We start from the raw sequence: 22,261 nt of genomic DNA on the forward strand, positions 1-22,261 counted from the left end.
GGCCCCGCTGCCACTGGCACGGTCCCTGCATGATCTGGCGGGACCATGCGATATCCATCGCGAAGGGAGGTCGATACGATGAGCAACCAGTCCGACGAGTCCGAACATCCCGAACAGCCCGACGATGCACCGGAACCGCGCGGCACGGATCTGCCCAAGCCAATTGGGGACGCTGTGCCTGCACCCACCGAGCCGGGTCTCGATCAGCCGCTGCCACCCAAGACTTTGCCAACGGAGGAGGCGGGCAAGGACCCAGGCGAGAAAGATCGGGCGCCGCACAACGACATTTCCAGGCCGCTGGGCGATGCGGTGCCCACGCCGGTCGAGCCCGGCCTCGATCAGCCTCTGCCGCCTAAACAGCACTAGCGAAACACGCGGCGGCTTCGCTACGCCTTGAGCGCGTTCCGCGACTTCGGCCCGAGCAGCGGCAAGTCGCGGATTCTCACACCGGTCGCGTCGGCAATCGCGTTGGCGAGCGCTGCCGCGGCCGGTCCTTGCGCCGCTTCGCCCACACCGAGAAACGGCAGGCCGGGGCGATCGATCAGCACAACCTCCACGCGCCCGGGCACCGACGCGAAGCGCATGATCGGGTAAGTGCTCCAGTCGAAGCTCGTAATACCTTCGCGGTCGAAATGCGTTTCCTCGAAGAGCGTCCAGCTCGCGGACTGCAAAATGCCGCCTTCGACCTGGTTGCGCACGCCATCCGGATTGACGATCTGACCGCAGTCGATGGCGGAGACCACGCGCTCGATACGCACCTCGCCGGTATCGCGCATGACGGTCACGTCCATGGCAATGGCGAGGTAGGCCATCAGGTTCTTGTATTGGGCGAATGCAAAGCCGGAGCCGGACGCGCGCACGTCCGGGTGCGTCGCACGCGCGGCATGTGCACGCCAGCCGAATCGATCGGCCACGGCATGAATGACGGCTTGCGCGCGTGGGTCGTCGAGATGCTTGAGCCGGAACGCGACAGGGTCTGCTTGCGCGGCACTCGCAAGCTCGTCGATCAAGCTCTCGATGGCGAACACGTTCATATGCGCGCCGAGCGAGCGCATGGCCGAGACGCGTATCGGCATATCGGGCAGGAAGTGATGCTGCACGTGCAGCATCGGCACGCGGTAGAGCGGAATGCTGTTGCGGTCGCCGCCGCCTTCCGGCATGGGAATCGGCTTGGGCGGCGCGGGCGTGAAGGGTTGCGCGAGCAGCTGCGCCGGCAAGAGCCGGCCCGCGTTCTCGATGCGATTGTTATGGGTATTGCTCCATAGTTCGTATTGCCAGGCGACGATCGATCCGCCGGCGTCGAGCGACGCGCTCGCCTCCACGGTCATCGCGGGGCCGAACGGCTCCCACAGGTGTTCCTGCTCGCGCATGAACTGCACGCGCACCGGCCGGCCGGGCAGCTCGCGGGCGATGAGCGCGGCGTCACCGGAGGCGTCGTCCGCGCCGTTGTGTCCGTAGCAGCCCGAACCTTCCACGTGCACGCAGCGCACTTTCTCGCCCGGCATGCCGAGCATCTCGGCTATGCCGGCGCGCAGCGGGTAGACGCCTTGCGTGTGCGTCCAGACCGTCATGACGCCGTTGTCGAGTTGCGCGAGCGCGCACGAAGGCCCGATCGATCCGTGCGTCAAATAGGGCTTCGAATAGCGGGCTTTCAACGTCACCGCCGACTGGCGTGCGGGCGCGCCCTGATCCGCCACGACGATTTCCTGTGCGGGCAGGTTCATTAGAAACGCGTGAACTCCGGCGGGGTCGGGCAGCGGAGGGCCCGGCTGCCACTGCGCCGCGAGCGCGAGTTCGCGCATGGCGACGATGGCGCGCCATTCGTCGTCGGCGACCACGGCGAGGTAGTCGCCGTTGCGCACGACCTTGACGACGCCAGGCAGCGCCGCCACGCGCGCGCTATCGACAGCAACGAGCCGCGCGCCATAGGAGGGCGGCCTCACGACGCGCGCGTGCAGCATGCCGGCGAGCCGTAGGTCCTGAACATAGCTCGGGCCGCCCGTGACCTTGCCCGGAATATCAACGCGCGGCAGCGTGTGCCCGATCACGGCGTAGTGCGCGGGCGGCTTTGTCGCGGCGTTGGGCTGCGCGTCCTGGTGCAGGTTCGCGTGCTGCACCGCTTCGCTGTAGGTCACGCGCCTTCCGTCGGCAGCGAGGATCGCGCCGTCGCGCGTGGTGAGCGCGTTGGCATCGACGCCCAACTGCGCCGCTGCGCTTTCGACGAGCAGCGTGCGCACCTGGGCCGCCGCGTTGAGGATGGCCGTGCCGCTGTCCGCCATCGTGTGGCTGCCCGCCGTGTAGCCCTCATTCGGCGTGGCGGCCGTATCGGCCGTGATCAGTTCGATCGCGTGAGGCGCGAGGTCGAGTTCTTCGGCGGCGAGTTGCAGGAGCGCCGTGCGAACGCCGGTGCCCAATTCCACCTTGCCCGTGAACACGCTCACGTGACCGTCCGGTGCGACCTTGATCCACGCGTCGAGCGATGGCGTGGTCTTGAGGCTGCCGGGCAGCTTCGGGGCGCTCGCGTGGAAAGTGCCCGCTTCGGTGGTGGTTTGGGCGAGGGCGGCCATGCCCGGCACGATGGCGAAGCTCACCATGAGCGAGCCGCCCACGAGGAAGCGACGGCGCGTGGCGTCGTCGGGGCCGCCAGGGGCGAGCGAAGAGGATGGGCGAGTGCGGCTCATGACTGCGTGGCCGCCGCTACTTGCCGGATCGCCGCGAGGATGCGCATATGCGTGCCACAGCGGCACAGATTCGGCTGCATATAACGGCGAATCTCGTCGTCCGTGGCGTGCGGCGTGCGCTCCAGAAGCGTTTGCGCGCGCATGATCATGCCCGCGATGCAGTAGCCGCACTGCGCGGCCTGCTGATCGATAAAGGCCTGTTGCAGCGGCCCAGGATGATCTGCGCTGCCGAGTCCTTCGACGGTGCGCACGGGCCGCTCGGCCACGGCCACGACCGGCAGCAGGCACGAGAACACCGGCTCGCCGCCCACGCTCACCGTGCACGCGCCGCATTGCCCGAGCCCGCAGCCGAACTTTGCGCCATTGAGCCGCAACTGGTTGCGCAGCACATAGAGCAGCGGCGTGGACGGATCGGCATCGACGGTATGGCTGACGCCGTTGACGTTGAGCGTAATCATCGTGATGGGCTTTCCTTGCGAAGACGCGCCACGGCCTGGGCGTCGAGCGCGGACCAGGGGCCAAGCGCGGTGAAGCGCACGCGCGTGTAGTTGGCAAGCTCCGCGATCTGCGTGTCCGTGAAGGTGCCGGCAAATGGCGGCATGAAAGACCCGGCTTCGCTCTCGTGCCAGGCAATGCCGTCGAGCATGATGCGCACCATGTTGCGCGGGCTATCGGCGTTGACGGCGGTGGAGAGCGACAGCGACGGACGATGGCCGTCGATCGACATCGCCGCGCCTTCGCCGTGGCACGACGCGCAGGCCGCGGCAAACAGGGTGGCGCCGTTGGCGGGCGCAGTCGAGACATGGACGCTGGCGGCGGCGGGCGGCGCGGCGGCATTCGGATTGGACTGCAGTGTCATCAGATACGCGGCGATCGCCTCGACGTCTTCGGCAGACGCGTCGCCGAGCGAGCGCGTCACCGTACGCATCGGGCCCGCCGCCGCGCCGTGCTCGCTGGCGTAGCCCGTACGCAGATAGTTCGTCAGTTGTGCTTGCGTCCAGGGTCTTGGGCGCGCTGTGAGGTCGGTCAGCGCGGGCGCGTCCCAGCCCTCGAGGGTGCCGCCCTGCAACGCATGGTCGCGGCGCTCGGCGCCGAGACGGTTGAGCGGCGTGTGGCACGCGCCGCAATGACCGAGGCTCTCGACGAGATAGCGGCCGCGCGCGACCTCGGGCGCTTGTGTGTCTGTCGAGGTGGCAGACGGAGCAGAAGACGTAGGCGGCAGATAGAGCTTATTCCACACTGCCATGAGCGGCCGGAACCCCAACGGAAAAATCAGCGCATTGTGCGGCGCCGGCGCGTTGACGCTCGCGCGGCTCATCAGCCACGCATAGAGCGCGGCGATATCGGCGTCGCTCATCTGCGCGAAGTGCGGGTACGGGAACGCGGGATAGAGCAGATGCCCGTCGCGCGAAACGCCGCGCCGCATCGCGCGCGTGAACGCGTCGAGCGACCAGTCGCCGATGCCGGTGTCCTTGTCCGGGGTGATGTTGGTCGAGTAGATCACGCCGAAGGGCGTTTGCAACGGCAGACCGCCCGCGAGCGGCTGACCTTGAGTCGCGGTATGGCACGTCATGCAGTTGCCGACGGCCGCGAGCTTCGCGCCGCGCGCGATGGCCGCGGCGTCGCCCGCAGGCGGCGAGGGCGCGGCCACCGGCGCGAGCCCTCGCTCCCACGCACGCGCAACGTGGCCGCCATAGGCGGCAGCGAGAGCAAGAAGGACGACGGCCATGCCCGCCATCCGTACCCGCGTGCCTTTCATCGAGCCTCCAGAGCCGAGAGGGCCATCGCTCAACATGGCGATCGGCATGCGCCGTTCGATCGCGCGCAAATGACGTGCCCGGTTCGCAGGTGGTTCACTGTATTACGATGCTGGGCAAATCGATACGGAGATGACGAGATGAACGAGCTTCGGGGCCTGCAGTGTTTCGTGACACTCGCCGAGGAACTGAACTTCAGCCGCGCCGCGGAGCGTCTGCACATCGCGCAGCCGGCCTTGAGCCAGCAGATCCGCTCCCTCGAGGACCGGGTGGGCACGCAACTGATCGATCGCACGCGCCGCCCGCTGCGCCTGACGGAAGCGGGCCAGTACCTGGCCACCGAAGCGCGGCAGATTCTCGGCTCGCTCGCCGAGGTGACGCACGGCGCGCTGGAGATCGGCGTGGGCCGGCGCGGCTGGCTCAGTGTCGGCTTCACGCGCTCGTCGATGTACAGCGTGCTGCCGCCCGCGCTCAAGGCGTTTCATCAGGCGTATCCGCAGGTCGAGCTCAAGCTGTTCGAAATGCTGACCGACGAGCAGACCGACGCGTTGCGCGACATGCGCATCCATATCGGCATTGGGCGGCAGCCGCTCGCCGTGCCCGGCTACACGACCTTGCCGCTGCTGCGCGAGCGGCTCGTGGTGTTGATGGCGTCGGATCACCCGCTCGCCAAACGACAGAAGGTGCGCATCGATGAGCTCGCCGATACGCCATTGATCCTCTACCCGAAGCATCAGAACGCGCAGTTCAAGCGCACGGTTCAGGCGCTCTACCGCGACGCGGGCGTGACGCCCTTCGTCGCGCACCAGGCCTATGAGATCCAGACCGCCATTGCGCTCGTGGCGGCGGGGCTCGGCGTGACCGTGGTGGGCGAGTCGGTGGCGCGTCATGGCCGCGCCGACGTCGTGGCGCGCCACCTCGCGGGCCCTGGCGCCGCACAGCGCACCGTGCTGGCCGCGACGTTCCGCAGCGACGACGCCTCGCCGCATCTGCGCGCGTTTCTCGAATGCCTGCCGCCGCCGCTCGCCAGCACACTATAAGCGCACGCTTATAGAAGCATAAGTATCGCGTCTTGGACTCGACGCCCCCCGCTTCTTATTATCGAAACTCAGGCGCCCTGTCTCGAGGGGTGCCGCCGGCAACGCTCACCGCTGCCGGCCGATAACTATGCAGCGACGGCACCGCCCGTCGCCATGAAGCGGAGACAGCATGAGTCACTTCGATGAAGCAGCAACCATGCGAAAGGTTTACAAGCGGCTCGTGCCGCTCCTTTTCTGCATGATGTTTTTCAATTATCTGGACCGCATCAATATCGGGTTCGCCGCACTCGACATGAACTCGGACATGGGCTTCGACCCTGCCGTGTTCGGCTTCGCGGGCAGCATTTTCTTTGTCGGCTACATGCTGCTGGAAGTGCCCAGCAATCTGTTGTTGCACCGCGTGGGCGCGCGCCGCTGGATCGCGCGCATTCTGCTCACGTGGGGTGCCGTTGCGGCCGCAACGGCCTTCGTGTTCAACGCGTCGAGCTTCTACGTGCTGCGCTTTTTGCTCGGCGTGATGGAAGCGGGCTTTCTGCCGGGTATCGCCGTGTATCTGACCTACTGGTTTCCGGAGCGCTATCGCGCCCGCGCCGTGGGCGGGTACATCATCGCGGGGTCGTTCTCGGCCGTGCTGGGCGGCCCGCTCTCGACCACCGTCATGACTTACGCGAATGGCGTGCTCGGCATGCACGGCTGGCAGTGGATGTTCATTATCGAAGGCGTGCCCGCCATGCTGCTCGGCCTCGTCACGCTGCGCATCATGACCGAGCGCCCCGCCGACGCCGACTGGCTTTCCACGGAAGAGAAGCACTGGCTCGAAGCCACACTCGCCACGGAGCGCGAGGCGCTGGGAGGCCATCGGCATTTTCCGCTGCTGAAGGTCGCGAGTGACATTCGCGTCTGGAGTCTCGCGTGTCTGTTCGGCTGCGCGCTGGTCGGCATTTATGGCCTGTTCCTGTGGCTGCCGCAGATCGTGAAGAGCCTGGGCCACCTCAACAACATCGAAGTGGGTTTCCTCTCCGCCGCGCCGCCGCTGCTGGGCGTGCTGGGCACGTTCCTCGTGAGCCGCAGCTCGGACCGCACCGGCGACCGCAAGTACCACCTCGCATTCGTCTACGGCATGAGCGCGCTGGCGATTGCGGGCAGCGCGTATGCGCCGAATCCGCTGCTCGCGTATGCGCTGCTTTGCGTGACGGGCCTCTTCATCTACGCGGGCAACCCGCTGTTCTGGAGCCTTGCCGCTTCGTTCAGAACCGGTGCCGCAGGTGCGGCGACGATCGCGCTCATCAACACGATCGCCCAGTTCGGCGGCGTGGTGGGGCCGTGGACCATCGGTCTCGTGCGTCACGCCACCGGCAACTTCAAGCTCGCGCTGCTCACCATCGCCGCTTTTCTCGTGGTCGCCACGCTCATCGCCATCGTGATGCGCGTGAAGCCTGCCGAGCGCGGCGCCTCGAACCCGGCGCTCGTCGGCCATGACGAAGCGACGGAAAGCTGACTTGATTCATCCGTACACCTGATGGAATTGCTACATGATCATTGATTGCCACGGTCACTACACGACCTCGCCGCCCCAGCACGAAGCCTGGCGCGCCAAACAGATCGCCGCGCTCAAGGACGGCACGCCGATGCCGCCGCGCCCGTCGATCAGCGACGACGAGATTCGCGAAAGCATCGAAAACGGCCAGCGCCGCATTCAGCGCGAGCGCGGCACGGACCTGACGATCTTTTCCCCGCGCGCTGCGGGCATGGGCCACCATCAGGCGGGCGCAGAGGCAAATGCGCTTTGGTCCAGCGAATGCAACGATCTCGTGCATCGCGTGTGCGCGCTTTTCCCGCAGCATTTCGTGGGTGTTTGCCAGTTGCCTCAAGCGCCGGGCGTGACGCCGGAAAACTGCATTCCCGAGCTGCGCCGCTGCGTGGAGGAACTGGGGTTCGTCGGCTGCAACCTCAACCCGGACCCCTCGGGCGGGCACTGGTCGGGGCCGCCGGTCACGGATCGCTCGTGGTATCCGCTTTACGAGGCCATGGTGGAGCTCGACGTGCCCGCGATGATCCACGTTTCGTCGTCGTGCAATCCCAACTTTCATGCGACGGGCGCACATTACATCAACGGCGACACCTCGGTGTTCATGCAGTTGCTGCAGGGCGATCTGTTTGCCGACTTCCCGGCCTTGCGCTTCATCATTCCACACGGCGGCGGTGCGGTTCCGTATCACTGGGGACGCTATCGCGGCCTGGCGCAGGACATGAAGCGCCCGCTCCTGAAGGACTACCTGCTCAAGAACGTGTTCTTCGATACCTGCGTTTATCACCAGCCGGGCTCCGATCTGCTCGCCAAGGTGATACCGGTTGAGAACATTTTGTTCGCCTCGGAGACGATCGGCGCGGTGCAGGGCATCGACCCGGAAACCGGCCACTACTACGACGACACGCGCCGCTATATCGACGCGATCGAATGGCTCAGCGACGCCGACCGGCAACGCATTTACGAAGGCAACGCGCGCGCGGTGTACAGCCGGCTTTCCGCGCAGATCGAACGACAAACCGCACTGGAAGGGATCACAAAATGAACCAGATTGGCTGGCGCGAACACGAGTCTGCCCCGCAGGCCAGCGCAGCGACGCTCGCCGCGTTGCGCGAACTGCAGGTGTCGCTCCTGAGCGACAACATGGCGCGCTCGAGCGGCATTCTCGGCCTGCAGCCGTTCCACAAGCCGAGGCCGATGGCGGGCACGGCGGTGACGGTGCGCACGCGTCCCGGCGACAATCTCGCCATCCATCGCGCGTTCGACTTCTGCCGGCCGGGCGACGTGCTCGTGATCGATGGGGCGGGCGAGGTGACCCAGGCCCTGATGGGCGACATCATGTCGAGCTACGCGGAAAGCCTCGGTGTGCAGGGGCTCGTGATCGACGGCGCGATCCGCGACGTCGGCGCGATTCGTCAGCGCGACTTTCCGGTGTATGCGCGCGGCGTGACACACCGCGGGCCCTACAAGAACGGACCGGGCGAAATCAACGTGCCGGTGACCATCGGCAGGATGGTCGTCAATCCCGGCGACATCATCGTGGGGGACGAGGACGGCTTGCTCGCCATCGCGCCCGCAGATGTGGAGGCCGTCATTGCGGGCGCGCGCCGGCAGGCCGAAAAGGAGGCCGCCGCATTGCAGGCGATCTCCGAAGGGCGCTTCGACCGCGCATGGGTGATGCCCCACATCGAGCGCATGAGAAGCGGCGCCTGATGAGCCCAGGCGGCTCCAGGCGTTAAGATGCGCGCTGGAGCTTGTGCTCCCTCGCTCAATCGCAGACCCCTCTTGTTCCATGACCCGATATCTTGACGCTGCCGCGCTGCGCGAACTCGCCGAACGCGCGGAGCAAACCGACCCGCCGCCGTGTACCTGCACGAAAACGCCGCTGGATGGCTGGCAATCGCAGCCGCTCTCGCTCGACGAGCGGCAACTGGAACAGATCGGCACGCTCGTTAGTGCGGACGAGGCCGAACCGACCTTCGCCGAACATCTGCCTGGAGAGACGGGCTACTGGTCGGAGAATGCGCCGATCGCGCCCCGGTACTTTCCGTATAACCGTTGCGGCGTGTGGAAATGCACGCTGTGCGGACGGCTTTACCTTCGTTATACGGAAGGTGGCGGCTATTTCGTCGATCAGCGTATCCGTGCGTTGAAAGCGCGTTTGATCGAGGATGTGCCGCTTTGAACTTCTGATTCCCGCGCGCTTATATTCGTGGTGAATCAAACGGAGGTCAGGCTTTTCCCTGGCCTCTAATTCATTTCTGGCGGCTTGATCTTCGAATGACCGCCAATGTCGCTTTCGACTTCACAACCGAACCTTACATGCGTGTCCCGTTTGCGCGCGGCTCAATCGACGCCGCGCCAAACGCCGCATATCGATGTGCCCCCGCATCAAAACCTCCCAAGACAAGCTAAAGCTCGCTCTTCAAGGCCCTCGCGGCATTGCAGTGCAGGAAATGGCGCGGCACAGCACGTCTGGATTCTTTTGCCGATCTGATCAATTCTGAGTTTCATTCCAGAAAAAAAGATGTGAACCGAAACTTACTGAGCGCGATGCTTCTAGTCCTCGATAAGTTTCTACAGCCATACATTCATAGGCGCTTTTAAATAGAAACGATCAATTTCTTTTGCTGTGCATTATTACCGCTCCTTGCGCATCCTTACGTCCATATCGAAGCCCGCCATTGCGCCGCTTCAAGAAAATGGATGACGTGAGCCGCGGCGCGATGAGGATTCATCGAGGCGCTCCCGCAGATTCCGAGAGGCATTCGCGTGTTGATCCACTTGTTCTGTTGCTCAAAGGAGCCGACTGATGAATAAACCCTTATTGGCCTTTCTACTCGCGGCGACGGTGGCCGTTGCCGGTTGCGGAGGCTCGGACTCCTCGAGTTCCAACCCGGCGTCGGCCGCGGCCACACCGTCTGCGCCCAAACTGCTCTCGAACATTGTCGTGCCCAATACGACGAGCCCGGCGTTCAGCTTCGATATCGGCTATGTCGAAGCGGGCCGGTACTATCTGGCCGATCGCAACAACAAGTCCGTCGATGTCGTCGATACCAAAACGAAAGCGCTGCTCGCGCAGATTCCGGGCAACTTCACCGGTGCGGGCGCGAGCACCGATGCGTCCGGGCCTGACGGCATCGTGGGCGTGACAGGAACGAATACGCTGTACGTAGGGGACGTCGATAGCGTGAAGATCGTCGACACGTCCGCGATGCAAACGGTCAAGACGATCCCCATCAGCACGTCGGGCTCGCGCGTCGATGAAGGCTGCTACGATCCCGACGACCATCTCGTCATCTTTGCGAGCCCCGGCGACACGCCGCCCTACGTGACCTTCATTTCGACCACGACGCAAGCTGTCGTCAACAAACTGGTATTCAACGGCTCTTCAGGCCTGGAAGCCTGCGTGTACGATCCGGTCTCGAAGAACTTTCTCATCAACAACGACGGAACCGCCGCCAACCCCGACGGCGAACTCGACGTGATCACCGCCAGTTCGGTCACGTCGGGCGCGCCTGCGGTGAGCAAGGCGTTTGCGCTCGGCAAATGCGGCCCCTCCGGCATTGCGCTCGGTCCCAACAGCGACGTGCTGATTGGTTGCGATCCTTCTGCGGGCGATCCGCTCATTACGCTGATCCTCGATCGCAATGCGGGTACGCAACTCGCGTCGGTGCCGTTCGGCGGCGTGGACCAGGTGGCTTATGATCCCGCGTCGAATCGCTACTTCCTGCCTGCGCGCCACTACGTCACGAGCGGGACCGCGGCGTCTTCGGGCTATACGCCGACCATGGGTGTGATCGACGGCGCGACGCGCAAGCTCATTTATACCGTGGCGGTGGGGACAGGCGCGCACTCGGTGGGCATCGACAGCAGCCTTGGTGAGGTCTTCGTGCCGTACCAGCCCGGGTCGACGGCATTCCCGAATGGCGGGATATCGGTGTTCTCGACGCAGTAGCCGCAAAGTTTCAGGCCTTGGCACACAGCCGGCGGACGTGAAAATCGTCCGCTGGCTTTTTTGTTTCTTCCGCCACTTCGGCCCAGCGCTCCCTTACGGTGATGACGTTTCGCACGGTGCGGGCTCCCGGACCTGTTCCAACATCATTGAACCGGCGCATGGGTGTTCGGGAACTCGCCAATGTAGTGAAGCTGTCCGTTTCGGCCGTGTCGCGCGCCTGACGGCGTGAACGAATCGTTGCCGCTCACCCTGCGGCAATGGCCCGAACTGCGCGATGCCGGCGAGCTGAAGGCGCAAGCGGCTGAGCCGGGCGTGCAGGTGCAGTTGCCGTCGGGCGGCGGAGAGGTCGTGTTGCGCATTCGGGCTTAACAACGCGCAACGCGAAGCGTTGCAAACGCCAGAAATACAACTGGCCCGCCATCGCAACACACTGCGATGGCGGGCCAGAAGGCAACGACTACAAAAGCGCGGCTATTCAGCCTGGCAACTTACTGCGCTGCCTGACCGGCTTGCGACGAACCGTTGTTCACGCCGCCCACTGCGCTGTTTTGCGCAGCGACGCGAGCTTCGGCGGCTTGAACGTTCGCCGGATATTCATTGGGGTTCGAACGTGCCGGATTGAAGCCGGCCTTTTCGACCTGGACCATGTCTGCACGGACTTGCGCGCGCGTCACGGGCTGGTTCGACTGGGCGAACACGGCAACGGGAGCGGCGAGGGCGGCAGCGATAACGACGGCTTGGACGAGCGATTTCATGACTAACCTCCAGATTTACTTTCTTCTTGAACTGCCTACAGGGTTGTAAGCAGCGGTGAAGTCAGTGTAGGAGGGCCGGGCACTAGGGTAAATACCTAATAGCCGAATTCACTGTTTCCGCCAGGAGAACAATCCGGGCACGACGGTGGCACGAGCCAGCAATTCCCCGAACGCGGCGGGAGCGAATGGGGTCAGACTATGCCGGGCGCGACACCGACCGTATCGACGAACTCGGTCTTGCCCATGCCGCGCGACTTGGCCCGATACATGGCGCTGTCCACGGCGCGCATCAAGGTTCGCGCATCGAGCGAGCGGCTGCCGCTGCCTTCCGTGAGCAGGCACACACCGATGCTGCACGACACGGTCACCGGATAGCCGCCCACGGTGCGCATGTTGGCGAGAATCGCGTGGATGCTGTTGGCGACGGTCAGCGCGTCGTTCTTGTCGTAGACGTGACGCGCCAGCACCACGAACTCGTCGCCGCCCAATCGTGCGAGCGTGTCGCCGCGCCGCATGCGGCGCACCAGTGCCGCGGCGAAGCTGCGCAGCAGTTCGTCGCCTACCGCGTGCCCGAAGGAGTCGTTCACTTCCTTGAAGCCGTCGAGATCGACGAGCAGCATGGCCGTGCGATCGACTTCGGCGGTGCGCGTAAAGAGCGTGCGCCCAATGGCCTGCTCGAGACGCACGCGGTTGTAGAGTCCGGTGAGCGGATCGGTCGAGGCCTGGCGTTCCAGCCGGTGGACGAGTACCGCCAGATAGATGGACGTCGCAACGATGCTGAGCGCAATGCCGAGCGCGGCCGTGATATTGGCGCCCCACCACGGTTGCCAATGCATCAGGCCCATGATGCCGACGAGCGCCACGAAGCAGGAAAGGCCCAGCATGCGCTGGCCATAGCGGCAGCCCGCGCCGACCAGAAACCAGAAGGCCACCCACAAGAGCGGCAGCGCGGCCGTTCCGCCTACGGCCAGCGCGCCGGTGACGATGGCCTGATCGGCGAACGTGGCGAGCGTGAGGCGTACGAGCGAGCGCGCTGGCGCGACGGTGACTGCCACATACGATATGACGCCGAACGCCACATAAGCGGTGACCGCCAGAAGCGTTGCGTAGACGTGGGTCGAGCGATAGATCGAGCAGGCAACGAGGTAGGCAAGAAGGACGACAGAACCGAGCGTGATGCGCAGTACGGCCTGCTCCTTCTCTGGGTCCTTCGGAAATGCACGAAACAACGCTTTCCCGGGCCAGGAATATGTTTCCGTCTCGCCCATCGCAGCCCCCCGCTGTAATTCTGTATTTTGTCGCCCGGTAGTGTACCCCACACATACTGCGAGTCGAGGCGCTAAAAAAACGAAATTTCAGCTCGCAGGATGGCGGCGCGTGTGGCAATGCGACTTCGCGCCGAATGACCGATACTGTGACGCGCATCGCGTGCAATCCATCGGTTCCGAATACGCTCGGTCAATGCATTCAAGGAGGCGTCATGGGTAGGGAAGGTCTGGAAAAGCAGGGCATGTCGTGTGAGCGGCTCGCGCGGATCGAACGTTTTCTCGAAGAGAACTACGTCGCGACCGGTACGCTCGCGGGCACCGTCACGCAGGTATGGCGGCGCGGCGAACTCGCGCTGAACTCGGTGCTGGGTCTCGCCGACCGCGAACGGCGCACGCCGATGGCCGAGGACTCCATCTTCCGCATCTACTCGATGACCAAACCCGTTACGTCGGTGGCGATCATGATGCTGGTCGAGGAGTGCAGGATTGCGCTCGACGACCCCGTCAGCAAGTACATCCCGTCGTGGGAAAAACTTGCCGTGTACGCGGGCGGTTTCATGGAGAGCTTCCAGACCCGCGCGAGCGCGCGCCCGATGCGCGTGGTCGACCTGTTGCGGCATACCTCGGGGCTGACCTACGGCTTTCAGCAGAACACCAATGTCGATGCGGCCTATCGCAAGCTGAAAGTGGGCGAGCTTGCGACCGCGGGCACGCTCGACGAAATGATCGAGAAACTGGCCACGCTGCCGCTGGAATTCTCTCCGGGCGACGCGTGGAATTATTCGGTTTCCACGGACGTGCTCGGCTATCTCGTCGGCAAGGTCAGCGGCATGGCCTTCGAGGACTTTCTGAAAACGCGGATCTTCGATCCGCTCGGCATGGTCGACACGGCCTTTTATGTGCCGCCGGAGAAGGTGTCGCGCTTCTGCGCCTGCTATGCCATCGGCGCGCTCGGCTCGAAGGTCGTTTCCGAAAAGGGTCCGGAGCTGCAGGACGATCCTCACACGAGCCCATATCGCGAGCCGCCCTCGTTCGTTTCGGGCGGTGGCGGCCTCGTTTCCACGGCGGCGGATTACATGCGGTTTGCGCGCATGCTGCTGCAGGGCGGCGAGCTGGACGGCGTGCGGCTCCTGGGGCCGAAGACCATCGAGCTGATGACCGCCAACCATCTGCCGGGCGGTGTCGACCTGCCGCGCCTCTCGCGCTCGATGTTCACCGAAGCGGCTTATGAAGGCGTTGGCTTCGGGCTCGGCTTCGCCACGACGATTGCGCCCGCATCCACGCTGATTCCGGGCAGCGCGGGCGACTTCTTCTGGGGCGGCGCGGCCAGCACCTTCTTCTGGGCCGATCCGCGCGAGGACATGATCGTGCTGTTTCTCACCCAACTCCTGCCTTCGACTGCGTACCCGATTCGCCGGCAGTTGCGCACGCTCGTTTACAGCGCGATTACGGAGTGCGAACGCTGAGCGGCGCGCCTGGCGTTCGCGCGTGGCAATGACATTGTAAGAGGCTTGCTGGCGGGACTGCTGGCGGCCTCTTTTACGTTCCGCAATACCTTCCCGTTAATTGGAAGATAGGTTCCTGATATCAACGGATTCTCTCGCGATTCAGAGTGCGTAGCATCTGCCGCGATGCAAGCGGTGCATTGGCGCGCGAAAGCCCGCTATCGAGCGGGCCGCGCGCGTTTACTTGATGAGTCCCTTCTGTCGTCGATAGACGTCGGTCGGCAGGCCGCCCCATCCCCAGTTTTCCGTTGGTACCTCTTCGATGACGACGAAAGTCGCCTCCAGTGGCTTGTTCAGCACGTCGAGCATGAGCTGGCTCGCGCCCTTGATGAGCAGCGCCTTTTCTTCCGCCGTGACGGAATCCGTGCCGGGCCGTGTGCCCTCGCGCGTAACCTGAATTGTGACGATCGGCATTTCGCTTTCCTTAATGGTGATCGTTGGAAGGAGCGCCGGCGACCGGCGCTCCTCTTCGGCCCGGTGGGGCCCTGTGGAGCGCAGTGCTCTTTAGTGGCCGGCGACCTGGCCGCCGTCAACGTGGAGGATTTCGCCCGTCACGAAGGGCGCCGAGTCGAGATAGAGGATGGCGTTCACGATGTCGCTCATCTCGCCCATATGCCCCATCGGATGCAGCGCGCCGAGCGCAGCGTGGGTTTCAGGCGCGTGCATCGGCGACTTGATGATGCCAGGCGAAACCGCATTGGCGCGAATGCCGCGCTTCGCGTACTCGATCGCCAGCGAGCGCGTTGCGGCAGCAAGACCGCCCTTGCTCAGCGAGGCCAGCACCGACGGGACGCCGTCGATTGCGTGATCGACGAGCGTCGTCGTGATCGTGAGGACGTGGCCGCTCTCGTGCTTTTCCATCTCTGCAATGGCGAGCTGCGTGATATGGAAGAAACCGTCGAGGTTGGTGCCCTTGATCGCCGCGTAGTCTTCCGCGGTGTATTGCGTGAACGGCTTCGCGATGAAAATGCCCGCGTTGTTGATCAGCGTATCGACGCGGCCAAAACGCGAGACGGCCGTTTCGATGACGCGGCGAGCCGTGGCCGGGTCGGCGATATCGCCGGCCACTGCGACGAGATCGCTATCGTCAGTCTGTTTGATGTTGCGCGACGTCGCGACCACCTTGTGGCCGAGTGCGCGGAATGCCCTGGCGGCTTCGGCGCCGATGCCTTGCGATGCGCCAGTGATCACGATGACTTTGGGGGATTGACTCATATGAACCTCGAAGTACGTTGGACTCAGTTTCTGATCGGGCTTGCTGCTCCGATGACGACCAATTTACGCATCCGCGCTCCCCGTTTGAATACAGGACGCGGACAAACAGTTGTGAGTCGCAGGAACAAATGAGAGCGGGCAGGGGGCGACGGCGTGCGGCGGAAAAGGTCATGCGAATGACGCTTGCGTCGATTTGGATAACTGATTGATTGGGGAAGACCTTGCCGCGCCAATCCTCACACGCGGTTGTCTGCGAAGCTCAGGAGGCGTGCGTGCGCGGACCGTGGTCGAATTCGAGCCTGATCCCGCCCGGTTCGTACACCATGGTATGGCGTTTCGGCCCCGGACCGAGGTTTTCCGGCGCAAATTCGATGTTCACGCCGGGCCAGTCGGACACGCGCGAAAAGATATCGTCGAGCGCTTCTTCGCTGCCTACGCGCAAGGCAAGATGATGCAGGCCCACATGGGTCTTGCGGTCGAACTCGACCAGGCGGCTTGGGTCGGTGACTTGCCAGAGGGTCAACATGACGTGACCGTCCGAAACGAACGCCGCTGGATAACTGGGTCTTTCGCCAACCTGTTTCCAACCCAGGCAATTCACGAAGAAGTCACGCGTGAGATTCAGGTCGCGCACAGTCAGTCCGACGTGATCGATGCCCAGCGTAAGCGGTTTGTCAGTCATGTTTCGATTCTCCTGAATAAAGAGTGCGCCGATCTCGCGTTCCGCACTTCACGGATCAAAACTCTGCCGAAACAATATAGCTGTGAAGTTCGGCGTCGATTATCGCTTGCCGGTCACATCACTTTTTACACCGTGTATCGCGTCGCGCAGAGGGCGGTTGGGCGAGGCGCCGGCCCGTCTCATGCGGCTTCGGAAACTTTCTTGCACACATCTGCAATGTCAGATATAGTCCGGATCAGATATCCAGGAGGGCAATCGATGAACGATCCCGTCAATGAAGATTTCGAGCGCACGCAGAAGCTGGCGTTTGTGCTCGGTCAGGCGCACCACTTGATGGCCACCGAACTCAGGGCAGGGCTGAAGGACGCCGGGCTGAACCTGCAGGAGCGCGGCATTCTGCTGACGCTGGCCGGTGGGAGCGCGAAGACGCCGGCGGCGCTGGCAAAGCTGCTTGGCGTCCACCCCGCCCGGATGACCCGCGTGCTGGACAAGCTCGAAACCAGCGGGCTCGTGGAGCGCGCGCGCAACGGCACGGATCGGCGCCTCGTGGACGTTTCGTTGACGCGGGAGGGCAGCGTGGTCGCGGCGCGAAATACAGACGTCGCGCCTGGCGCCTGGAGCGAGCGGCTCTCGCACTTCTCGAAGTCCGACTTCGACGCGTTGAGCACGCTGCTGTTCAGATTGCTTCATGGCTAGGACGGCATTTTTTTTGCCCAATTATCAGACATGTCAGATAACGGCCCGTGGTTGACGGGACATTCGCATCCAGACGAGAGAACCTAACATGAATTCTTCGACCAACCCAGGCGGGCCGCCCCAGCTGACTGGCGCGAAGTTCGCACTGGGCACCTTCGCCGTGGCGCTCGCCACCTTCATGAACGTGCTGGATTCGTCGATCGCCAACGTTGCGATTCCCACGCTCTCCGGTAACCTCGGTGTGTCGATCGACGAAGGGACATGGGTCATCACGCTGTTCGCCGCGGCCAATGCGGTGTCCATTCCGTTGACCGGGTGGCTGACGCAGCGCGTGGGCCAGGTCAAGCTGTTCGTCTGGGCGATCCTGCTGTTCGTGCTTTCGTCGGCAGCGTGCGGCATGGCCCCGAACCTGCTGACACTGCTGGTCGCCCGTATCGTTCAGGGCGCCGTGGCGGGGCCACTTGTGCCATTGTCGCAAGCCTTGCTGCTCGCTTCCTTCCCCAAGGAAAAGAGTTCGAACGCGCTGGCGCTGTGGGCGATGACCGCAACCGTTGGACCCATCGCGGGCCCGGCGCTCGGCGGCTGGATTACCGACAGCTACAGCTGGTCGTGGATCTTCTATATCAACGTACCGGTCGGCCTCTTTGCCGCCGGCGTGGTATGGGCAATCTATCGCGACCGCGAGACGCCGGCACGCAAACTGCCCATCGACAAGGTCGGGCTGATCTCGCTTATCGCGTGGGTCGCGCCGCTGCAGATCATGCTCGACAAGGGCAAGGACCTCGACTGGTTCAGCTCGCCGGTCATCTGGGTGCTCACGATCGTCGCCGCGGTCGGCTTCGTGTTCTTCCTGATCTGGGAATTGACAGAGGAAAAACCGATCGTCAACCTGCGGCTGTTCGCCAAACGCAACTTCCTCGGCGGCACGATTGCGATTTCGGTCGCGTATGCGATCTTCTTTGCAAACCTCGTGATCCTGCCGCAGTGGATTCAGGGCTTTCTCGGCTACCGCGCGGTGGATGCGGGGCTCGTTACCGCGCCGCTGGGGATTTTCGCGGTGATTCTGGCCCCCGTGATGGGCAAGGTCATGCCGCGCTCCGATTTGCGGGTGCTAGCCACCCTGGCGTTCGTGGGCTTCGCCGCCGTGTTCTTCATGCGCTCGAACTACACGACCGGCGTGGATGCGTGGACGCTGATTCTGCCGACGCTGCAGCAAGGCGTTCCCACGGCGCTGTTCTTCACGCCGCTCACCGGCATCATCCTCTCGGGTCTGCGGCCCGACGAGATTCCGGCGGCCGCGGGTCTGTCCAACTTCGCGCGCATTTTCGCCGGCGCCGTGGGTACGTCGCTGATGAGCAACGCCTGGAACGACCGCACGATCCTCCACCACGCCCGGCTCGCCGAGCAGACGAGCGTCGAGAATCCCGCGTTCACCGGCGCGATTGCGCACCTGCAGGCGACGCTGGGCGGCGGCGTTCCCAAGGCCACGGCCTTCTACGAAAGCTCGCTCAACGCGCAAGCCACCATGCTGGGGTTGAACGACATCTTCTGGATATCGGCGGTGATCTTCGTCGTCATCATCCCGCTGATCTGGGTGACGAGGCCGGTCAAGGGCGGTGGCGCGGGCGCGGCAGCCGCTGGCGGACACTGAATTCTGCAGTTGAACCCGGTCCGGAGGGCCGACGAGTCTCGCGTGTTTTTCTTGACAGTATCTGATAATGCAGATATTGTGCCGTTCAACACGGAGGATGTCGCGATGGACCACTACACGACGAGAAATTTCATGCTTACGGAAAGTGTCGGTTTCAGGATCGTCAAGGCGCGCAATCTGATCGTCGCTGAGATGGATTCCGCGCTCAAGGACCTCGACATCACGGGCCAGCAAATGGGCATTCTGCTTTCGCTGAAGCAGGGTATGGCGACCACGCCGTTCGAACTGTCGAAGCTGCTCGGCATCGATACGGGCCTCATGACGCGGATGCTGGACAAGCTGGAAACCAAGGGATTGCTGGAGCGTTCGCGCGACGCAGACGACCGTCGTGTGGTCAATCTGAACCTCACGCCAAAGGGACTGGAAACGGCAGCGCAGATTCCGGAAGTCGCGCCGCAAGTGTTGAACGCACGCCTGCGCAAATTCACCAAGGCGGAGTTCGCCGAACTGAACCGCCTGCTTCGCAAGTTCACAGACGACTGAACGGTGCGGCCGTGGCGCCGCGCTTTTTTTCGACCATTAATCTGATATGTCAGAAAATGAAATCTCAGACTTCTAAAGCAAGCATCGGTACCCATACGCTGAAGCTGGGCGTATCGGCGATCGCAATGGCCACGCTGGCGGCTTGCGCCAACTACGCGGGCATCCACAGCGACAAGCAGATGCCCCAGCCGCAACAGTTCGAGACGGCGCAGAGCCTGCCGCAGGAGCAGGGGCACTGGCCGTCCGCCGATTGGGTCGACCAGTTCGGCGACGCGCAGCTCAAGGCGCTGATTGCCGAAGCGCTGCAGGGTAGCCCGAGCGTCGAGCAGGCCAAGGCACGGGTGGCCCAGGCACAGGCCTATAGCGAAACCGCGAAAGCGGGCACGCTGCCGCGCGTGGACGCCAGCTACACGCTCACGCGTCAGCAGTACAGCAGCACGGCGCTGATTCCGCCGCCGTATGCCGGCTCGTGGCAGACCGAAAACAAGGGGCTGCTTACCGCATCCTACGATCTCGATCTGTGGGGCAAGAACCGCGAGGCACTGCGCGCAGCCGTTTCGGAGACGGCCGCGAGCGAGGCCGACGAGGAAGTGGTCAAGCTGACGCTGGATACCTCGATCGCACGCACCTACAACCAGCTGGCGCGGCTCTACGCGCTGCGCGACATCGCGCAGGAAGAAGTCACGCGCCGCGAGCAGATCGACCGCATCACGGCGGGCCGCATTGCCACGGGTCTCGACACGCAGGTGGAACGCAAGACCGCGCAGGCGAACCTGGCGACGAGCCGTTCTCGCGTGAGCGCGCTCGACGGCAGCATTCTCACGACGCGCTACCAGCTGGCCGCGCTGCTGGGCAAGGGCCCCGACCGCGGACTCGCGATCACGCGGCCGACGCTCGGCGTGGGCGACGAGGTGCGTTTGCCGGACAACCTGCCCGCCGACCTCGTGAGCCGGCGCCCGGACATCGTCGCGGCCCGCTGGCGCGTGGACGCGATCACGCACGAGGTCAAGGAGGCGAAGGCCGAGTTCTATCCGGACATCAACCTGAGCGCCGCGCTCGGTCTGGACGCCTTCGGCTTCGGCCGCTTCCTGACCGCCGCGAGCCGCACGGCGTCGGTTGGCCCCGCGGTCCATCTGCCGATCTTCGACGGCGGCGAACTGCGTGCGCAGTTGAAGGGCCGCTACGCCGAGTTCGACTACGCCGTGGCCGCTTACGACCAGACGCTCATTGGCGCGCTCAGCGGCGTGGCCACGCAGCTCGCGCAGATCCATTCGAGCGACGCACAGCTCGTCGATGCCGAAACCGCGCAGCAGGCGGCACGCGACGCCGATCAGCTCGCGCTTACGCAATACAAGGGCGGCTTGACCAATCAGCTCACGGTGCTCAACGCCGACGTCACGGCACTGAACGCCGACGAAGCCATCGCCAACCTGAAGATGGATCGCCGCGACGAGCAGATTGCGCTGGCTTCGGATTTGGGCGGCGGCTATGTCGACACTTCGGCCGATGCCGGTCACCACGCCGACCTTGCCGCCCAACCGAACCCTCAAACCAATTCCATCATTGCCGCCGCGCGTTGAACGGCATGTTTGCATACCCGTCAGGAGAACTGAAATGAGCGAAACGATCACGACCGACCGCGAGCCGGTGGATCAACTCGACGAGAGCAAAGGCGGCGCGCAAGCGACCCCGGCCAAGGACGACCAGCAGGCCACGCCCCCGGGCCGCCGCAAGCGTCTGATCGCGCTGCTCGGCGCCGTGACGTTGATTGCGGGCGCGGCGTACGGCGCGTACTACTTCACGGAAGGCCGCTTTTACGAATCGACCGACGATGCCTATGTGAGCGGCAATCTCGTGCAGCTCACGCCGCAGGTCACGGGTACGGTGGTGGCCGTCGACACCGACGACACGCAGATCGTGAAGCAGGGCGACCCGGTCGTGACGCTCGATCCGGCCGACGCAAGAATCGCGCTGGCCGATGCCGAAGCGTCGCTCGGCCAAACCGTGCGACGCGTAAGCGGCCTCTATGTCAACAACGACTTTTATGCAGCGAATGTGGCGCAACGCGAATCGGACCTGGCCCGCGCCAACGACGATCTGCGCCGTCGCACGGCCGTCGCGGACTCGGGCGCTGTGTCCGCAGAAGACATCGCCCACGCGCGCGACGCTGTGCAGGCCGCCCAGGCCGCGCTCGACGCCGCACGCCAGCAAGGGGCGGCGAATCACGCGCTGACCGATCGTACATCGGTCGAACAGCATCCGGATGTGCAGGCGGCCGCCTCGAAAGTGCGTGCGGCCTGGCTCGCGTATGCGCGCGATACCTTGCCCGCGCCCGTGACGGGTTATGTGGCGCAGCGCCAGGTGCAGGTGGGCGAGCGCGTGTCGCCCGGCACGCCGCTCATGGCAATCGTGCCGCTCGACGGCGTGTGGGTGGACGCGAACTTCAAGGAAGTGCAGCTCAAGCACATGCGCATTGGCCAGCCGGTGACGCTCATTGCGGATGTCTATGGCTCGAGCGTGAAGTATCACGGTCGTATCGAAGGCTTTTCGGCGGGCACGGGCAGCGCCTTCGCGACGCTGCCGGCGCAGAACGCCACGGGCAACTGGATCAAGATCGTCCAGCGCCTGCCGGTGCGCATCGCGCTCGATCCTCGCGAACTCGCGGCGCGTCCGCTGCGCATCGGCCTTTCGATGACGGTGGATGCCGATACGCGCGACGAATCGGGCTCGCAGCTCGGCGCGGCGCAAAACACGCGCTATCGCACCGACGTCTTTGCACAGTACGACGCGCAAGCCGACGGCGAGATCGAAAAAATCATCAAGCAAAACGAAATGGCTGCACCGGCGACTGCGTCACAACCCTCGTCGCAACGTGTCGCTGCGCGCGATCACAAGGGCAACGCGGGCTAAGGAAGGCTGGCTGCCCGGCCAGGCGCTTGCGCATCCGCTGCAAGCGCTTTGGGCACCGCCTCGCGCAGGTAG

Annotated in this window: 22 protein-coding genes; 14 read left to right on the forward strand and 8 right to left on the reverse strand. The window is 64.2% G+C overall.

Annotation, left to right across the window (positions count from 1 at the left end; translation table 11 throughout):
* Positions 1 to 78: 78 nt before the first annotated feature.
* Positions 79 to 366 carry a hypothetical protein gene (locus BFD71_RS19475; protein WP_069265923.1) on the forward strand — a complete coding sequence of 96 codons (288 nt, stop codon included), beginning with the start codon at positions 79 to 81 and terminating at the stop codon, positions 364 to 366.
* Positions 367 to 386: 20 nt separating this feature from the next.
* Here BFD71_RS19475 and BFD71_RS19480 read toward each other — a convergent pair whose 3' ends face one another.
* The 3 genes from BFD71_RS19480 to BFD71_RS19490 are packed head-to-tail and all read right to left on the reverse strand — an operon-like array spanning position 387 to position 4,440.
* Complete coding sequence (locus tag BFD71_RS19480) at positions 387 to 2,681, reverse strand: xanthine dehydrogenase family protein molybdopterin-binding subunit (protein WP_069265924.1); 2,295 nt, start codon at positions 2,679 to 2,681, stop codon at positions 387 to 389.
* Positions 2,678 to 3,139, reverse strand: a complete 462-nt coding sequence (locus BFD71_RS19485; RefSeq protein ID WP_069265925.1) for a (2Fe-2S)-binding protein — start codon at positions 3,137 to 3,139, stop codon at positions 2,678 to 2,680. The genes BFD71_RS19480 and BFD71_RS19485 overlap by 4 nt, the downstream gene beginning before the upstream one ends.
* Complete coding sequence (locus tag BFD71_RS19490; protein WP_069265995.1) at positions 3,136 to 4,440, reverse strand: cytochrome c; 1,305 nt, start codon at positions 4,438 to 4,440, stop codon at positions 3,136 to 3,138. The genes BFD71_RS19485 and BFD71_RS19490 overlap by 4 nt, the downstream gene beginning before the upstream one ends.
* Before the next feature lie 138 nt (positions 4,441 to 4,578).
* On the opposite strand from BFD71_RS19490, the gene BFD71_RS19495 reads away from it, so the two are divergent.
* The 7 genes from BFD71_RS19495 (at position 4,579) to BFD71_RS41470 (ending at position 11,333) form a co-directional block, all read left to right on the forward strand.
* A complete protein-coding gene (locus BFD71_RS19495; protein WP_069265926.1) occupies positions 4,579 to 5,478 on the forward strand; it encodes a LysR family transcriptional regulator in 900 nt (299 codons plus the stop codon).
* A 169-nt stretch (positions 5,479 to 5,647) separates the two neighbouring features.
* Positions 5,648 to 6,976: an MFS transporter gene (locus BFD71_RS19500; RefSeq protein ID WP_069265927.1), complete on the forward strand. Its 1,329-nt coding sequence runs from the start codon at positions 5,648 to 5,650 to the stop codon at positions 6,974 to 6,976.
* Positions 6,977 to 7,010: 34 nt separating this feature from the next.
* Positions 7,011 to 8,051: an amidohydrolase family protein gene (locus BFD71_RS19505; RefSeq protein WP_069265928.1), complete on the forward strand. Its 1,041-nt coding sequence runs from the start codon at positions 7,011 to 7,013 to the stop codon at positions 8,049 to 8,051.
* Entirely contained in the window at positions 8,048 to 8,719 is a 672-nt protein-coding gene (locus BFD71_RS19510; protein WP_069265929.1) for an RraA family protein, read from the forward strand. Before BFD71_RS19505 ends, BFD71_RS19510 begins: the two co-directional genes overlap by 4 nt.
* A 79-nt stretch (positions 8,720 to 8,798) precedes the next feature.
* Positions 8,799 to 9,191 (forward strand): hypothetical protein, encoded by a 393-nt coding sequence (locus BFD71_RS19515; RefSeq protein ID WP_069265930.1) that lies wholly within the window; start codon positions 8,799 to 8,801, stop codon positions 9,189 to 9,191.
* Positions 9,192 to 9,818: 627 nt separating this feature from the next.
* A complete protein-coding gene (locus tag BFD71_RS19520; protein WP_069265931.1) occupies positions 9,819 to 10,964 on the forward strand; it encodes a YncE family protein in 1,146 nt (381 codons plus the stop codon).
* A gap of 225 nt (positions 10,965 to 11,189) precedes the next feature.
* Positions 11,190 to 11,333, forward strand: coding sequence for a hypothetical protein (locus tag BFD71_RS41470; protein WP_176732912.1), 144 nt, complete (start codon positions 11,190 to 11,192; stop codon positions 11,331 to 11,333).
* 119 nt (positions 11,334 to 11,452) lie between these two features.
* On the opposite strand, the gene BFD71_RS19525 is transcribed toward BFD71_RS41470, so the two are convergent.
* Both BFD71_RS19525 and BFD71_RS19530 read right to left on the reverse strand, forming a co-directional pair.
* Positions 11,453 to 11,719, reverse strand: coding sequence for a DUF4148 domain-containing protein (locus BFD71_RS19525; protein WP_069265932.1), 267 nt, complete (start codon positions 11,717 to 11,719; stop codon positions 11,453 to 11,455).
* Between the two features lie 191 nt (positions 11,720 to 11,910).
* Positions 11,911 to 12,948: a GGDEF domain-containing protein gene (locus BFD71_RS19530; RefSeq protein ID WP_256094807.1), complete on the reverse strand. Its 1,038-nt coding sequence runs from the start codon at positions 12,946 to 12,948 to the stop codon at positions 11,911 to 11,913.
* A 251-nt stretch (positions 12,949 to 13,199) separates the two neighbouring features.
* On the opposite strand from BFD71_RS19530, the gene BFD71_RS19535 reads away from it, so the two are divergent.
* The gene (locus BFD71_RS19535; RefSeq protein WP_069265996.1) at positions 13,200 to 14,453 is read left to right on the forward strand and encodes a serine hydrolase domain-containing protein; all 1,254 of its coding nucleotides are present in this window, start codon (positions 13,200 to 13,202) and stop codon (positions 14,451 to 14,453) included.
* Positions 14,454 to 14,672: 219 nt separating this feature from the next.
* On the opposite strand, the gene BFD71_RS19540 is transcribed toward BFD71_RS19535, so the two are convergent.
* The 3 genes from BFD71_RS19540 to BFD71_RS19550 form a co-directional block, all read right to left on the reverse strand.
* Complete coding sequence (locus BFD71_RS19540; protein ID WP_069265934.1) at positions 14,673 to 14,906, reverse strand: tautomerase family protein; 234 nt, start codon at positions 14,904 to 14,906, stop codon at positions 14,673 to 14,675.
* A gap of 90 nt (positions 14,907 to 14,996) precedes the next feature.
* Positions 14,997 to 15,707, reverse strand: coding sequence for an SDR family NAD(P)-dependent oxidoreductase (locus BFD71_RS19545; RefSeq protein ID WP_069265935.1), 711 nt, complete (start codon positions 15,705 to 15,707; stop codon positions 14,997 to 14,999).
* 259 nt (positions 15,708 to 15,966) lie between these two features.
* Positions 15,967 to 16,389 carry a VOC family protein gene (locus BFD71_RS19550; protein ID WP_069265936.1) on the reverse strand — a complete coding sequence of 141 codons (423 nt, stop codon included), beginning with the start codon at positions 16,387 to 16,389 and terminating at the stop codon, positions 15,967 to 15,969.
* Positions 16,390 to 16,647: 258 nt separating this feature from the next.
* Here BFD71_RS19550 and BFD71_RS41475 point away from each other — a divergent pair, with 258 nt between their 5' ends.
* From BFD71_RS41475 to BFD71_RS19575, 5 genes are all read left to right on the forward strand, one after another.
* Positions 16,648 to 17,085: a MarR family winged helix-turn-helix transcriptional regulator gene (locus BFD71_RS41475; protein WP_069265937.1), complete on the forward strand. Its 438-nt coding sequence runs from the start codon at positions 16,648 to 16,650 to the stop codon at positions 17,083 to 17,085.
* 88 nt (positions 17,086 to 17,173) lie between these two features.
* The gene (locus BFD71_RS19560) at positions 17,174 to 18,736 is read left to right on the forward strand and encodes a DHA2 family efflux MFS transporter permease subunit (RefSeq protein WP_069265938.1); all 1,563 of its coding nucleotides are present in this window, start codon (positions 17,174 to 17,176) and stop codon (positions 18,734 to 18,736) included.
* A gap of 105 nt (positions 18,737 to 18,841) precedes the next feature.
* The gene (locus tag BFD71_RS19565) at positions 18,842 to 19,279 is read left to right on the forward strand and encodes a MarR family winged helix-turn-helix transcriptional regulator (RefSeq protein WP_069265997.1); all 438 of its coding nucleotides are present in this window, start codon (positions 18,842 to 18,844) and stop codon (positions 19,277 to 19,279) included.
* A gap of 56 nt (positions 19,280 to 19,335) precedes the next feature.
* On the forward strand, positions 19,336 to 20,859 hold the full coding sequence (locus tag BFD71_RS19570) for an efflux transporter outer membrane subunit (protein ID WP_069265998.1): 1,524 nt from the start codon (positions 19,336 to 19,338) through the stop codon (positions 20,857 to 20,859).
* Positions 20,860 to 20,893: 34 nt separating this feature from the next.
* Entirely contained in the window at positions 20,894 to 22,189 is a 1,296-nt protein-coding gene (locus BFD71_RS19575; protein ID WP_069265939.1) for an HlyD family efflux transporter periplasmic adaptor subunit, read from the forward strand.
* Positions 22,190 to 22,261 lie beyond the last annotated feature (72 nt).

Source organism: Paraburkholderia nodosa (assembly GCF_001718195.1).
GTDB lineage: Bacteria > Pseudomonadota > Gammaproteobacteria > Burkholderiales > Burkholderiaceae > Paraburkholderia > Paraburkholderia nodosa_A.